Source organism: Nocardia sp. PLKS1-43 (genome assembly GCF_059510335.1).
Window position 1 is genome coordinate 97,397 of sequence record NZ_JCAJZQ010000002.1, and the last position, 13,433, is coordinate 110,829.

At 68.0% G+C, this 13,433-nt stretch carries 14 protein-coding genes; 8 read left to right on the forward strand and 6 right to left on the reverse strand.

The annotated features are described in order from the left end of the window. Positions 1-176: 176 nt before the first annotated feature. Positions 177-1,115: a TauD/TfdA dioxygenase family protein gene (locus AC5WS7_RS08450; RefSeq protein WP_495953848.1), complete on the reverse strand. Its 939-nt coding sequence runs from the start codon at positions 1,113-1,115 to the stop codon at positions 177-179. A gap of 110 nt (positions 1,116-1,225) precedes the next feature. On the opposite strand from AC5WS7_RS08450, the gene AC5WS7_RS08455 reads away from it, so the two are divergent. After that, positions 1,226-1,990 carry an aspartate racemase/maleate isomerase family protein gene (locus AC5WS7_RS08455; protein WP_495953849.1) on the forward strand — a complete coding sequence of 255 codons (765 nt, stop codon included), beginning with the start codon at positions 1,226-1,228 and terminating at the stop codon, positions 1,988-1,990. A gap of 34 nt (positions 1,991-2,024) precedes the next feature. Here AC5WS7_RS08455 and AC5WS7_RS08460 read toward each other — a convergent pair whose 3' ends face one another. Together AC5WS7_RS08460 and AC5WS7_RS08465 are read right to left on the reverse strand one after the other, a co-directional pair. Then, positions 2,025-2,696, reverse strand: coding sequence for a hypothetical protein (locus AC5WS7_RS08460; protein WP_495953850.1), 672 nt, complete (start codon positions 2,694-2,696; stop codon positions 2,025-2,027). Positions 2,697-2,876: 180 nt separating this feature from the next. After that, entirely contained in the window at positions 2,877-3,506 is a 630-nt protein-coding gene (locus AC5WS7_RS08465; RefSeq protein WP_495953851.1) for a TetR/AcrR family transcriptional regulator, read from the reverse strand. A gap of 400 nt (positions 3,507-3,906) precedes the next feature. Here AC5WS7_RS08465 and msrB point away from each other — a divergent pair, with 400 nt between their 5' ends. From msrB to AC5WS7_RS08485, 4 genes are all read left to right on the forward strand, one after another. Further along, on the forward strand, positions 3,907-4,362 hold the full coding sequence (gene msrB / locus AC5WS7_RS08470) for a peptide-methionine (R)-S-oxide reductase MsrB (RefSeq protein ID WP_495953852.1): 456 nt from the start codon (positions 3,907-3,909) through the stop codon (positions 4,360-4,362). Then, entirely contained in the window at positions 4,359-4,874 is a 516-nt protein-coding gene (msrA, locus tag AC5WS7_RS08475; protein WP_495953853.1) for a peptide-methionine (S)-S-oxide reductase MsrA, read from the forward strand. Before msrB ends, msrA begins: the two co-directional genes overlap by 4 nt. Positions 4,875-5,006: 132 nt before the next feature. Next, the gene (locus AC5WS7_RS08480) at positions 5,007-6,542 is read left to right on the forward strand and encodes an aldehyde dehydrogenase family protein (RefSeq protein WP_495953854.1); all 1,536 of its coding nucleotides are present in this window, start codon (positions 5,007-5,009) and stop codon (positions 6,540-6,542) included. 222 nt (positions 6,543-6,764) lie between these two features. After that, complete coding sequence (locus AC5WS7_RS08485; protein WP_495953855.1) at positions 6,765-8,729, forward strand: ArnT family glycosyltransferase; 1,965 nt, start codon at positions 6,765-6,767, stop codon at positions 8,727-8,729. A 29-nt stretch (positions 8,730-8,758) separates the two neighbouring features. On the opposite strand, the gene AC5WS7_RS08490 is transcribed toward AC5WS7_RS08485, so the two are convergent. Both AC5WS7_RS08490 and AC5WS7_RS08495 read right to left on the reverse strand, forming a co-directional pair. Further along, positions 8,759-9,046: an SAM-dependent methyltransferase gene (locus tag AC5WS7_RS08490; protein ID WP_495953856.1), complete on the reverse strand. Its 288-nt coding sequence runs from the start codon at positions 9,044-9,046 to the stop codon at positions 8,759-8,761. Positions 9,047-9,051: 5 nt separating this feature from the next. After that, positions 9,052-9,807, reverse strand: a complete 756-nt coding sequence (locus AC5WS7_RS08495) for an SDR family NAD(P)-dependent oxidoreductase (RefSeq protein WP_495953857.1) — start codon at positions 9,805-9,807, stop codon at positions 9,052-9,054. Between the two features lie 142 nt (positions 9,808-9,949). Between AC5WS7_RS08495 and AC5WS7_RS08500 the strand changes: the two genes are divergently transcribed. Beyond that, positions 9,950-11,014: an enoyl-CoA hydratase/isomerase family protein gene (locus AC5WS7_RS08500; RefSeq protein WP_495953858.1), complete on the forward strand. Its 1,065-nt coding sequence runs from the start codon at positions 9,950-9,952 to the stop codon at positions 11,012-11,014. A gap of 219 nt (positions 11,015-11,233) precedes the next feature. Further along, the gene (locus tag AC5WS7_RS08505; RefSeq protein ID WP_495953859.1) at positions 11,234-11,389 is read left to right on the forward strand and encodes a hypothetical protein; all 156 of its coding nucleotides are present in this window, start codon (positions 11,234-11,236) and stop codon (positions 11,387-11,389) included. Between the two features lie 63 nt (positions 11,390-11,452). Here AC5WS7_RS08505 and AC5WS7_RS08510 read toward each other — a convergent pair whose 3' ends face one another. Beyond that, positions 11,453-12,529: an NAD(P)H-dependent amine dehydrogenase family protein gene (locus AC5WS7_RS08510; protein ID WP_495953860.1), complete on the reverse strand. Its 1,077-nt coding sequence runs from the start codon at positions 12,527-12,529 to the stop codon at positions 11,453-11,455. Positions 12,530-12,644: 115 nt separating this feature from the next. On the opposite strand from AC5WS7_RS08510, the gene AC5WS7_RS08515 reads away from it, so the two are divergent. Further along, positions 12,645-13,382 carry a glucose 1-dehydrogenase gene (locus AC5WS7_RS08515; protein ID WP_495953861.1) on the forward strand — a complete coding sequence of 246 codons (738 nt, stop codon included), beginning with the start codon at positions 12,645-12,647 and terminating at the stop codon, positions 13,380-13,382. Positions 13,383-13,433: the final 51 nt, after the last annotated feature.

Here is a 13,433-nt window from a genome sequence, read left to right on the forward strand (position 1 = left end):
CGGGCATCGGCCGGTAGCTGCTTGCGCATGTCATCGGACCCGCAAGTCGTCGCAGACTACTAGATCATGTCCGCGTAGCGGTGGAATGGGCACTTCGGGCGATCCGCCGCGTTCCCGGGCGACGGACACGTCTCCACAGACGATTTCATGAATCCGGCCCATGCGCACGTGATCGCTCAGGCCGCGCGCGTCAGCGGGGCGGCGGACGAGTAGTGCCGCGCATCGCCCGCGATCACCGTACTCGGCACTCCGTCCACCCCGACCGGAATCGCACCGGCGAGCGTGATCCGGGTCAGCGTGCGTCGCTCGCTGCCGTCGTAGTCGTCCACGGCATAGTGCTGAGTGGCACGGTTGTCCCAGATTGCCACATCTCCCAGCGCCCAGTCCCACCGCACCGTGTGCTCGAGCCGGGTCACCCGGTCCTGGAATATCCGCAGCAGCGCATCGGATTCCGCGCGCGACACCCCGACGATCCGCTGCACGAAACCGCCCAGCAGCAGAGCGCGTTCACCGGTCTCCGGATGCACCTCGACCACCGGATGTTCGGCCTCGAAGTAGGTCGCCTCGAACTCCCGCCGGTATGCCCGCACGGTTTCGTCCGGACGATCCTCGGCCGTCGCGGCGTAGTCGTACAGATTCGTGTGCCGGGCACGCAGCCCCTCGGCCAGCCTGCGCAGCGGTTCGGGCAGCGACTCGTAGGCCGCGACCGTCGAGGCCCAGGTCGTTGATCCCCCGTAGCTGGGCAGCGAAACCGCCCGCAGCACAGACGCTTTCGGCACCCGATCGACGAACGTGACATCGGTGTGCCAGCTGTTGGACCGCCCGAACCGGGAATCGATGGCCAGACTCTTCGCCCCCGCCGAGGTCACGGTCGGATGCGGCGTGGTCGGCTCGCCCAGCAGTTCGGTGAATTCGTACTGGCCGTCCTCGGTGAGGTGGTCCTGACCACGGAAGAAGATCACCCGATGGGTGTGCAGCGCCTCCCGGATCCGCGCGACCGTCCCGGGATCGAGGTCACCGCCCAGCCGCACACCTTCGATTCGAGCGCCGATACGCGCACCGAGCTTCACCACCTGCACACCGGTCCGGGAACCGGTCGCGTCGTCGACGGGCATCGCATGGCCTTTCGCTCGCACCTCAGGATCGGATCATGAGGAAACCATTCGCACGCCGCCGCGACCAGGATTACGGTCACCAGGATCCGAACGTCCGTAGCATGCGGGCGATGAGCGGAAAACCTGCCGTGGGCCTGCTGTATCCCACCCGCGACGCGGGCGAGGACGATTTCCTCGACCTCGCCGCGCGGATCGACCCCGATCTCGGCCTCGAGGTGGTCTACCTTCCGTGGCCGGACGATATCGACGATCTGGCCGCGCTCACCGTCGAGCAGGTGATCGATGCGGTGCGCCGGCTCGGATCGGCGGCCCATCTGGCACACGCCCTGCCCGGCGCGCTCGACGGACGAGCCTTCGACGCGGTGGCCTTCGCGGTCACCAGTTCGAGTTTCCTGGACGGAGCCGAGGGTGTCGGACGGCAGCTACGCGTGCTCGAGCGCGGCGCCGGATGCCCGGCGACCAGCACCACCGCCGCCTATCAGCGGGCGGTCCGCCATCTGTCCCTCGATACGGTCGCATTGGCCTCGGTGTACCACTCGGAGCTGTCCGACCACTTCGTCGAGCGGATCCGGGAAGCCGGTGCCCGGGTCGTGCGCCGGGTCGACGCCGGTGCGGGCTCGGATCGCGAGCTCGCCGACTGGCCTGCAGACCGCATCCTGGATCTCGTCGCCCGCGCCGCGGACCCGCGTGCCCAGGCGGTGCTCCTGCCCGAGACGGCCCTGCACGCCGGCAAGCTGACCCGGGACCTGGAACGGGTCGCCGGATGTCCGGTCCTCACCGCGACCCAGGTGACGCTCTGGGCGGCCGCCCGTCTGATCGGACTCGCCCCCACGGCGAACGACGCGGGACCGCTGTTCGCGACCACACATCCGTGACCACTTCTCCGAACGCCTTGTGGCCGAACATGTCTCACCTGCCGACCGCCGCGGACCAGGCGCCGTGCACGAGGTATTTCCGCGGGGCTGACGACCGGCCGCGCACGACCGCGCGCAGCTCACCGCTCGAGCACACCTCACGCCGGTACAACGTCAGCAGATTCGACTCCGCTGGGAGCGCCGCCACAGCGCCGGTGTGCACTCGATCAACGGCCAGGTACATGGTGAAGGACTGCTCGTGTTCGATGACGCCGAAACCGAAACAGTCCCAATGCAATGCGTCCGGAACCCCGGTCCGCACGATCTCCCCGATCGATGCGCTGTCGATGACGTCCTCGCGCACCCTGGCGACCAACTCCACCGCGTCGGGCGAGAGCATGTGACGCACCACCCGGCCGTCCGGCTCGACGGCGAACCAGCTGCGGAATACGTCGTGACACCGCACCAATCGGGTGATCGCCCGGGTCATCGCGGCGATCTCCGGGCGACCGGCCACATCGAACTCCAGGACATCCAGCCGTGCCGGGCGGCACTCGGTGCCGGCCAGGCGGTAGGCCGCGCGCATGTAACGCTGCTGCCAGCCCGGCACGGGCATCGCGCAGGCGGGCGTCCGCAGCATCGCTTCCCGCGCCGACGGCAGTACCGTCCAGGTGATCAGCCGCCCGGAACGCGGCCGCCACATGTCGAACCATCCGAGATCAACCACCGGTACCCCATCTCACGGACAACCACAGGCGCCGTTGCCCGTGCCTACCACGCCAAAGTACGGCAGCAATCAATTCGCTATCCACCCGTCACCGGGAACTCTGTGACCGGCACCAAGGATCGACCGCATCCGCTCGAGGCAGATGCCAATTACCGGCGTAGCACCAGCGGGCGAAGGGGGTCAGGACGTCTTGCCGTTGCGTTCGGCCTCGGCCCACGCGGCGATCATCTCCGCCGTCATCGCGATCGCCTCGCGGCGCTGTTCGCCGCTCACCTCGAGCGCCGAGGCCCGCAGTACCGCCGCGAATCCGGTATTGATCAATACGAAGGCCATCACGTCGTAGCGGTGATCATCACCCGGTCCGAGCATCTGGATCACGATCACCTTGGCCAGCATCCGCAGCCGCGGCTCGAACTCCGGAATACCGCTGCTGTAGAACTGCACCCCGGCCGCCAGCGCACGCACCAGCGGCGCCTTGGCCGCGAGCTCATCGCTCACCGCCTCGAGAACCGAGGTGATCTGTTCCAGGATCGGCCGGTCCCCCAGCCCGAAAACTCGCTCGGTGAGCCGCTGTTCGATACTTTCCAGCAGTCGCGCGAGCAACTCCTCGACCATGACCGAACGATCCGCGAAATACCGGTACACCGTGCCGATGCTGACTCCGGCCTCGGCCGCGATCCGATTCGTCGAGGTGTTCGCGATACCCCGCTCCCCGAACAATCGCGCGGCGGTATCGAGAAGATGCCCCCGCGTCGCCACCGCCCGCTCCTGCGAAGGGCGCCGACGCTGCACCGTCGCCTTCGGCGGCATCGCCCACTCCTACCCGCAACCTGCCCGCATCGGCCAACCCGAGCGTGATCGAGTTTAACCCGGCCGTCACCGAACCCCGGAGCATCCCGGAATCCCGTTGCGGCACAACGTTTCGCGCTGGTACGCCGTCCGCAGCGCGCCTGCCCGCCCGCTCTGTGCATCGGTGACGGGATGGAACCGTTCCGGAGTCACATATTCCAATGCGCATATGCCAATTTCACTGTTTTCAAATTTGATGCGGCTCGTTTGGAACCGCTTCCTGACAGAACACCGGCGAGAGCCGAACCGCCAGGTCGCGACCACCGCCCGCGATTCGTGACCGAAGTATGACGCCGCCCTGCCCCGGGATTTTCCGACGCGGCGCACACGTTGTAGGAGTAGTCGACAACGAGGAGGTCATGTGGCACAGGAATACAACCGGAACCCTGCGGCCGTCGCGGCGCTCACACCCGAGCAGTACCACGTCACCCAGGAGAACGGGACCGAACGAGCCTTCACCGGCGAGTACTGGGACAACCACGAGCCGGGCATCTACGTCGACGTCGTCTCCGGTGAGCCGTTGTTCACCTCGCTGGACAAATTCGACAGTGGCTGCGGCTGGCCGAGTTTCACCAAGCCGGTCAGTGCGGACGCCGTGGTCGACGCGCGCGATACCAGTCACGGGATGATCCGCACCGAGATCCGGTCGGTTTTCGGCAACAGCCATCTCGGGCATGTGTTCACCGACGGCCCCCGCGAGGCGGGCGGCCTGCGGTACTGCATCAATTCCGCGGCACTGCGATTCATCCACCTCGACGACCTCGAGGCGGAGGGTTACGGTCCGTACAAGACCCTGTTCACGAAGGAGCAAGTGTGACCGACACGAAGACCGCGATCCTGGCCGGTGGATGCTTCTGGGGCATGCAGGATCTGATCCGCAAGCAGCCCGGAGTGCTCTCGACGCGGGTCGGCTACACCGGCGGGCGCAACGACAATCCCACCTACCGCAACCACCCCGGCCACGCCGAGGCGGTGGAGATCGTCTACGACCCGGCGCTGACCGATTACCGGGCGCTGCTGGAGTTCTTCTTCCAGATTCACGATCCGAGCACCAAGGACCGTCAGGGCAACGACGTCGGCTCGAGCTATCGATCGGCGATCTTCTACCTCGACGAGGACCAGAAGCGGGTCGCCCGGGACACCATCGCCGACGTCGACGCCTCGGGCCTGTGGCCGGGCAAGGTCGTCACCGAGGTGACCCCGGCCGTGCCGTTCTGGGAGGCCGAGCCCGAGCATCAGGACTATCTGCTGCGCTACCCGGACGGCTACACCTGCCACTTCCCGCGGCCGGGCTGGAAGCTGCCCAAGCGCCAGGCCGCCACACAGTAGGACCTCGCTTCACCAGGTGCCGTGGGGCCGCTCCCCCACGGCATTTCCCGCACAGTGGTCCGAGTCTTGTTGCGCACGGATGGGCGTAGTACCTTCCAGACAGGTGTCCATCAGCTCATCGAGGAGAAGACCATGGCCATCGTTCGCACCTTGCCGTCGGCCGACGGCGAACGCCGCCGGTTGGCCCTGGACAGCCCGGTGGATCGCCGGTCCATCGGTGAACTCGAGGTCGAGGACAGTACCGAGGTCGGCGCGGCGGTCGCCCGTGCCCGGGCCGCACAGCCGGCCTGGGCCGCGCGGAGTATCGGCGAGCGCGCCGACATCCTGCGCGCCGCGGTGGGCGTCATCGTGCGGCGGCGCGCGGAGATCGCCGCGACGGTCCGCGAGGAAACCGGTAAGCCCGAGGCCGAGGCGCTCGGCGTGGAGATCGTCCCGGCCTGCGATTTCCTCAACTACTGGAGCGGGCGTGCCCGCAAGGACCTGCGCTCGCACGCCCAGAAGTTGCACGGCTATCTGAAGCCGTTCAAGAAGCTGTACATCCAATATCAGCCGCTCGGCGTGGTCGGTGTCATCACCCCCTGGAACGCGCCGTTCGTGCTGTCGCTCAACCCGGTCGTGCAGGCGCTGCTGGCCGGGAACACCGTGGTGTTCAAACCCTCCGAGGTGACCCCGCGCTCGGGCGAATGGGTGGCGCGCGTGCTGCACGAGGCGGGCGTTCCCGAGGACGTCGTGCAGGTCCTGCGCGGTGACGGCGAAACGGGCGCCGCGCTGGTCGCTTCGGAGATCGATAAGGTGTGCTTCACCGGCAGCGTCGCCACCGGCCGCAAGATCGCCGCGGCCTGCGCCGAACGCCTGCTGCCCTGCACCCTCGAACTCGGCGGCAAGGACGCCATGATCGTATGTGCCGACGCCGATCTCGAGCGAGCGGCGGCGGGTGCGGTTTATCTGTCGATGTTCAACACCGGCCAGGTCTGTATGAGCGTCGAGCGGATCTACGTGGTCGATAGCGTCGCGGACGAATTCATCCGGCTGGTCACCGACAAGGCCGCCGAGATCACCTACGGGCCGGGCGACACCGATATGGGCCCGCTGTTCTGGGATCGGCAGATGGACATCGTCACCCGGCACATCGAGGACGCCAAGGAAAAGGGCGCGCAGGTCGTCGTCGGCGGTGCGCGCGGGGACGGCGACGGCCTCTACTTCCAGCCCACCCTGGTCCTCGGTGCGCATCACGATATGCAGCTGATGACCGAGGAGACGTTCGGGCCGATCGCGGCCGTGATGCGGGTGCGCGACGAGGACGAGGCGATCCGCCTGGCCAACGAGTGCAAATACGGCTTGAGCGGATCGGTCTTCACCAAGGACGCCGCCAAGGCGCGTCGCATCGCCGCCCAGCTGACAACGGGGTCCGTGGTGCACAACGACGCCGCGGTCATCTACGGGGTCCCGGAGGCTCCGTTCGGCGGACGCAAGGACAGCGGCCTGGGCCATGTCAACGGCACCGACGCGCTGCGAAGTTTCACCCATGCCCAGCCGGTGCTCGTCGACCGGTGGCAGCCGAAGCGGGAAAGTATCTGGTATCCCTACTCGGAGAAGACGATTCAGAATCTCGACGGGCTGATCCGGTACGGCTTCGGCAACCGGGTACTGCGCCGGCTGCTGTCCTGACCGCCGGCCGCCGTCTGCCGTCCCGAGCGCGGTCGGCCTTCCCGGCGGACGCGGCGGATCAGCCGTCCACGGCAAGCTCACGGCTGGCTCACAGGTACCTGTGGGCTCCGCCGTGCTCAATGGTCGACGTGACGACATCGGTCCTGGACACCTCTTCGGAAGTCCCGCCGCGTTCCGCGGCTCCCGCATCGGCCCGCGGATTCGGCGGCAGAGCAGTCGAACGTGCCGGCCTGGCCGCGCCTCCTGATCGCGACGGCGGTGCTCTACCTGTGGAATATCACCGTCAACGGGATGGGCAACCAGTTCTACGCCGGGGCCGCCTGGGCCGGCTCCAAGAGCTGGGAGGCGCTGCTGTTCGGGTCACTGGACCCGGCCAACTTCATCACCGTCGACAAACCGCCCGTCTCGCAATGGGTGATGGGCCTGTCCGGGCGCATCTTCGGGTTCTCCAGCGCCGGCATGCTGATCCCGCAGGCGCTGATGGCCGTGGCGGCGGTGGCCCTGCTCTACGGCGCGGTCCGGCGGGTGAGCGAGAGCCACTACTCCGGACTGCTCGCGGGTGCGGCGCTGGCGCTGACACCGGTGGCGGCGTTGATGTTCCGCTTCAACAACCCCGACGCGGCGATGGTCCTGCTCATGACGGCGGCAGCCTACGCGACCGTGCGGGCCTTGCCGCGCGCCTCCACGCTGTGGCTCGTACTCGCCGGTGTGGCACTGGGTTTCGCGTTCCTGGCGAAGATGCTCGAGGGCCTGATGGTGCTGCCCGCGCTGGGGCTGGCCTACCTGATCGCCGCACCCAATCCGGTCCGTACCCGCATCCTGCAGTTGTTCGGGGCGCTGGTCGCACTGCTGGTCGCCAGCGGCTGGTATGTGCTGGTGACGTTGTGGTGGCCCGCGTCGAGCCGGCCGTATCTGGCCGGCTCGACCGACAACAACTTCATGAATCTGGTGCTGGGCTACAACGGATTCGCCCGGATCCTGGGCCGCAACCACGGCGGCGGTGGCCGCACGCCGACACCCGCGGCGCACGATGCCGCCCAGTCGGCCGCCGCGCACATGCCCGCCGCCGGCCATCCCGGATTCGGCGGCTTCGGCGGGCAGGTCCGTGGTGTGGAACGCCTCTTCAGCGGTGAGTTCGGCTTCGAGATCGGCTGGCTGCTGCCCGCCGCGCTGCTGGCCTTCGTCCTGGTGCTCATCTCGCGCGGCCGGGCGCCGCGCACCGATCCGATGCGTGCTGCCGCGATCGTCTTCGGCGGATGGCTGATCATCGACGGCGGCGTGCTCAGCTATATGAACGGGATGGTCCACCCGTACTACTGCCTGTCGATCGCGCCCGCCGTGGCCGGAATGTTCGCCATCGGCGTCCGGGAGATGTGGACTCGGCGCGAAACGCTCTTCGGGCGGCTCGGCACGGCTGCGCTGCTCGCGGTCACCGGAGTGTGGAGTTTCGTTCTGCTGCAACGCAACAGCGCGTGGTATCCGGAGCTGCGCTGGGCGATCCTGATCGTGACGATCCTGGCCGCGGTGCTGGTGGCGATCCCGTGGACGCAGCACGCCCACCGCCGACTCGCCGCCGCGGTGCTGACGATCGGCCTTGCGGCCGGGCTGTCGGGAGCGGCGGCCTACACGGTGGCCACCGTTGCGACCGCACACTCCGGCGGCGGGCCGACGGTGGGCCCGGCCCAGGCCGACGACCGTGGCGGCCGGGGGCAGGAGGGCCAGACGAACCCGCAGCTCACCGCGCTGTTGCAGCAGACGAATGCGACGTGGGCAGCGGCGGTCAACGGGTCGTCCAGCACGGCCGGACTGGAATTGGAGAGTGGTAGGGCCGTGATGGCGATCGGCGGATTCTCCGGTAGCGATCCGACGCCGACGCTCGCCGAATTCCAGGCCGATGTGAAGGCGGGCAAGATCGGCTACTACGTCCTGCAGTCCAACGGCCGGGGTCAGGACGGCGCTCGCGGCATCGACGCACAATCCGACGCGAGCGACACTTCCGGCAGGTTCGCGGCGGGCGGTATCCGGACGCAACGGCCGCAGACCGACGACCCTGCCCAAATCTCCGGTGGCGGAGGCGGTTTCGGGCGCAACCAGCACACCGACATCAGCAACTGGGTGACCGCCACCTTCACCCCGAAACAGGTCGGCAACGCTACGGTCTACGACCTGAGCGGATACCGGGGCTGATAGTTCGCCCGGAAAGGCCTGGCACGCAATCATTCTCGGCGACGCCGGGCCTGTCCCCTGCCGCACAGAGGAACCTGTTCCCAGTCCCCGCACATCAGCACGGACCATGAACTGCCGGTTGCCCGGACGAACGCGCGCACCGCGGGGATCGCCTGCTCGATCTTCTCGGGCGCGGCGTGATCGGCGGCGTAGATGTCCTGGCCGCCCAGAAATTGGTCGTAGATCCGAGCACTGTGGGGTTGATCCCGCTGGAGATCCACCCGCCCGTCGGCGTGCGCCGCGGTCCTCTCGAACGATTCGCCGGGGGCCGCGCACATCTCGGCTACTGCGCGGTGTAGCCGCCGTCAACCAGGTGATAGCTGCCGGTGATGAAGGTGGCCGCGTCACTGGCCAGGAAGGTGACCAGCCCGGCGACCTCCTCGGGCGTGCCCAGGCGGCCGAGCGCGTGTCTGGTCGCCAGGAAGTTGTGCGCCTCCTCGTCCATGGTCGCGGCCAGCAGCGGCGTCTCGATGAAACCGGGTCCCACGACGGTGACCCGCACCTTCTGCGGCGCGTACTCGAGTGCGGCGTTCTGGGTCAGCCCCACCAGGCCGTGCTTGGCGGTGACATATGCCGAGGAATCCGGAAAACCCACACTGCCCAGGACCGAGCCCATGTTGACGATCGCCCCGCCGCCGGCCGCCGCGATCACCGGAAGTTGTTCGCGCATACCGTAGAACACGCCGTCGAGATCGACCGACATCACCTTTCGCCAGCTCTCGGTCGAGTACTCCCCGACCGGAACGCTCTCACCGCCGATTCCGGCATTGTTCACCGCGATCCGCAAGGGTCCGAGTTCCCCTGCCGCCTCGACGCTGCGGCGCACGGTATCGGGATCGGAGGCGTCGCCGTCGAACGCGGCCGCCACGCCACCCGCGGCCCGGACCTCCTCGGTCACGTCGTCGGCGTTCTTCTTGTTCAGATCGAAGACCAGTACCGATGCGCCGCTGCGGGCCAATTCCACCGCCACGGCCCGGCCGATGCCGGAACCACCGCCGCTCACGATCGCCGAGCGATCAGCCACATCGTAGACAGCCATTCCGACTCCTCTCCGAGCCGAACGCCCGATGCGTTCGGCTGATGGGTTTTCCGAAACGCTCTGAACTCGCCCGCGAGTGTAGCTACGTATTTGCCAGAGGGCAGTCCGGTGCATCGACCCGTGCTGTGGAAAAGTCGACGCCATGATGGCTGGGGTCGATGCGCATGGAACCGATCGGGGCAACAGCGTGCCGACCGTGGGACTCGCCGATATCGCGGCGGGCGCGGCCGCCCTCGCCGTGGACGAGAGCAGCCTTCCCGCGACACCGGTGATCGTCGTCGATCTGAACCTGGACCAGTGGGAATACGCCGAGGCCGCGGTGGCCGCACTCGGGCGGCGCAGCGTCATCGCGGTCGGCTTCAGCCGAACACCGCTCCCCCCTGCCGCCGGACCGGTGCTGGAGATGTTGACCTGCACGCTCGCCCCGGACGGCCCCGGACGCACCTGGACGCCCGGAACCATCGAGGATCTGGCGCACATCACCGCCACCGCCACCACCGCACCCCGCGCGGCACTGACGCTCGCGGGGTTGCTCGGACTCACCTCCCGCGCGAACGTCGCGGACGGGCTCATGGCCGAATCACTGGCCTACTCGATGCTGCTGGCCGGTCCGGAATTCGCGGCCTGGCGGGCGGGCCGCGCGAGACGGACCGTTCCCGAGGCGACGGATCCGGTGCTGCTCGACCGCGCGGGCGATGCGCTGACCGTGACGTTGAACCGCCCGGATCGGCACAACGCGTTCGGCCGGGAGGTGCGAGACGGCGTACTCGCCGGCCTCGCGATCGCCGAATACGACGATTCGGTGCGCGAGATCGTGCTGCGCGGAAACGGCCGATCCTTCTGCAGCGGTGGGGATCTCGACGAATTCGGCACCGCGACGGACGTTTCCGCGGCGCATCTGGTCCGGCTGCAGCAGAGCGCCGCGCTCGCGGTGCACCGCCTCGAGCCACGGGTGCGAGCGGTGCTGCACGGTGCGTGCATCGGCGCGGGTATCGAGGTCCCCTCGTTCGCGGGCCGCGTACAGGCGGCCGGGGACACTCGGATCCGGCTACCCGAATTGTCCATGGGCCTGGTGCCCGGAGCCGGTGGCACGGTTGGCATCACGCATCGAATCGGCCGCTGGCGCACCGCATTCCTGGCGCTCACCGGCCGGGACATCGGCGTCGAGACCGCACTCTCCTGGGGCCTGGTCGACGAGCGGATCTGAGTCCGCGGAATCGGCAGCGGCCGTCCGCGACGAACAGCACGAGACACACGGCACCGACGCCGCGCGGTAGGCGAACAGCTCGCCGTCGCCGCCCGGAAGTTCCCCGGGATTCGAGGGCTCCCGCGCGCCACGGTCTGACATCCGCGCTGTTCGAAAGCATTTCGCGCCTTTTGTCCGGTATCGCCGATTCGTCGGCATACTCGCATCCGAAAACAGAGCATGTATCCGAACGCCTATCTCAACGTCAATTCCACCAGTGCGCAGACCCCGCACGGCGCACAGACCACGGTGACCTACTCGCTCACGATCGATCGCGATTCGGGCTGGAAGATCACCGATGTGGGCGGCCTGGAGAACGCGCTGCCAGCCAAGTGACGGCCGTACCGCGGTGGTGCGCCCAGGGCTGGCGGGCGCGTCACCGCCGTACGGCCGTACGGCTCAGCGGGGTGCGATGACCCCGGGCCGGCCGATCAACGGCAGATCGAGCGTCGTGCGGATGCCCGGTTCGGCCGCCACGACCGCGGGAATCGCGTTCACGATCCGGCCCGCCGCCGCGACGATCGCGGCGTGGTTGTGGTCGCCCTTGCGGCTGGTCGGGCAGATGTCCACGAGATAGTTGGGCTCACCGGCGATTTCGACCCGGTACGATCCGCCGGGCTGGGCGGGTTGCGGCCAGTCCGGGCACAGGTCCGCACGCAACCGGGTGATGTGCTCGATGACGATGACCGGCGCGTCCCCGACCATCCCGCGCACCTGGAAACGCAGCGCGGCGAGGCCACCCTCGGGAATCCGCCCGGCCGCCACATCGAACGCCTCGGGCGCGGGAATCCGCTCGTATTCCTCTGTGATGGAATCGATCTCGATGCCCAGGCCAGCGGCCAGCTGCCGGATCGCCGGACCCCACGCGATACTCAGCACGCCGGGCTGCAACAGCATCGGCACCTCGTCCAGCGGCTTGCCGAAGCCCATCACCTCGAACATGACGATCGCCCCGTCGTAAGTGGCGTAGTCGGCGATCTCCGAACAGCGCACTTGTTCGACGGTCTGGCAGGTGCCCGCCAGCGCCAGGGGCAGCAGGTCGTTCGCGAAACCCGGGTCGACGCCGGTCACGAACAGGCTCGCGTTGCCCTCCTTCGCCGCCTGCTGCACCGGGTCGATGTACTTGTCCGGCAACACCTGCCAGGGATACATCAGCAGGCCGGGCGCGGAGCCGACGAGATTCACGCCCGCGGACAGGATCTTGCGGCAGTCCGCGATCGCCTCCTGGATGCGGGTGTCGCCCATCGCGCAGTACACGACGCACTCGGGTTCGGTGGCCAGCAACTCGTCGATCGAGTCGACCGCATTGATTCCGGTCGAAACATCCAGCCCGGCAAGGGTTCCGGCGTCCCTACCCACCTTCTCCGGCGTGGCCACCCACACCCCGGTCAGCTCGTAACGCGGACTCTCGATCAATCCGGCCAGGGCCAGCCGGCCGACATTGCCGGTGCCGATATGGGCGACGCGAATGGGCATATATCTCTCCTCGAGGGCAGGTCACCGCGGGTCCCGCAGGCCGCGGGCGAAGTCCGGTCAGTTTTCCGGACAGTAGTCTGGAACAGGTTCTAGTTTGTATGTTAGCGTGGCCGCCATGGGACGTGTAGACGGCAAAGTTGCGCTCATCAGTGGCGGCGCTCGTGGGATGGGCGCGGCGCACGCGCAGTTGTTGGTGGCCGAGGGAGCGCGCGTCGTCATCGGCGACGTCCTCGACGACGAAGGTAAGGCGCTGGCCGAATCACTCGGCGCCGCAGCGCGTTTCATTCACCTCGACGTATCCGACCCGGAGGCGTGGGAGGCCGCGGTCGCACTCGCCCAGCAGGAGTTCGGCCTGCTGAACGTCCTGGTGAACAATGCCGGCATCGTCAACGGCGGACCGCTGCAGAAGTTCGACATCGACAAGTGGCGGCGCATCCTGGATGTGAACCTCACCGGCACGTTCCTGGGCATGCGCGCGGTGGTCGAGCCGATGATCGCCGCGGGCGGCGGCTCCATCGTCAACGTCTCCTCCATCGAGGGCCTGCGCGGCGCGCCCTGGGCACACGGCTACGTCGCCTCGAAATGGGGCGTGCGCGGGCTGGCCAAATCCGCGGCACTCGAGCTGGCCCCGCACAAGATCCGGGTCAACTCGCTGCATCCGGGCCTGATCCGGACGCCGATGACCGAGAACATCCCGGACGATCTGGTGACCATCCCGCTGGGCCGTCCCGCGCAGCCCGAGGAGGTCGCCACCTTCGTGCTGTTCCTGGCCAGCGACGAATCCTCCTATGCCACCGGCTCGGAATTCATCGTGGACGGCGGCCTGGTCACCGCGGTTCCGCACAAGGCCTGAGCGCGTCGTTCCGGAGGCTACGATGACTTTCGCAATATCCGAATCCGTGCC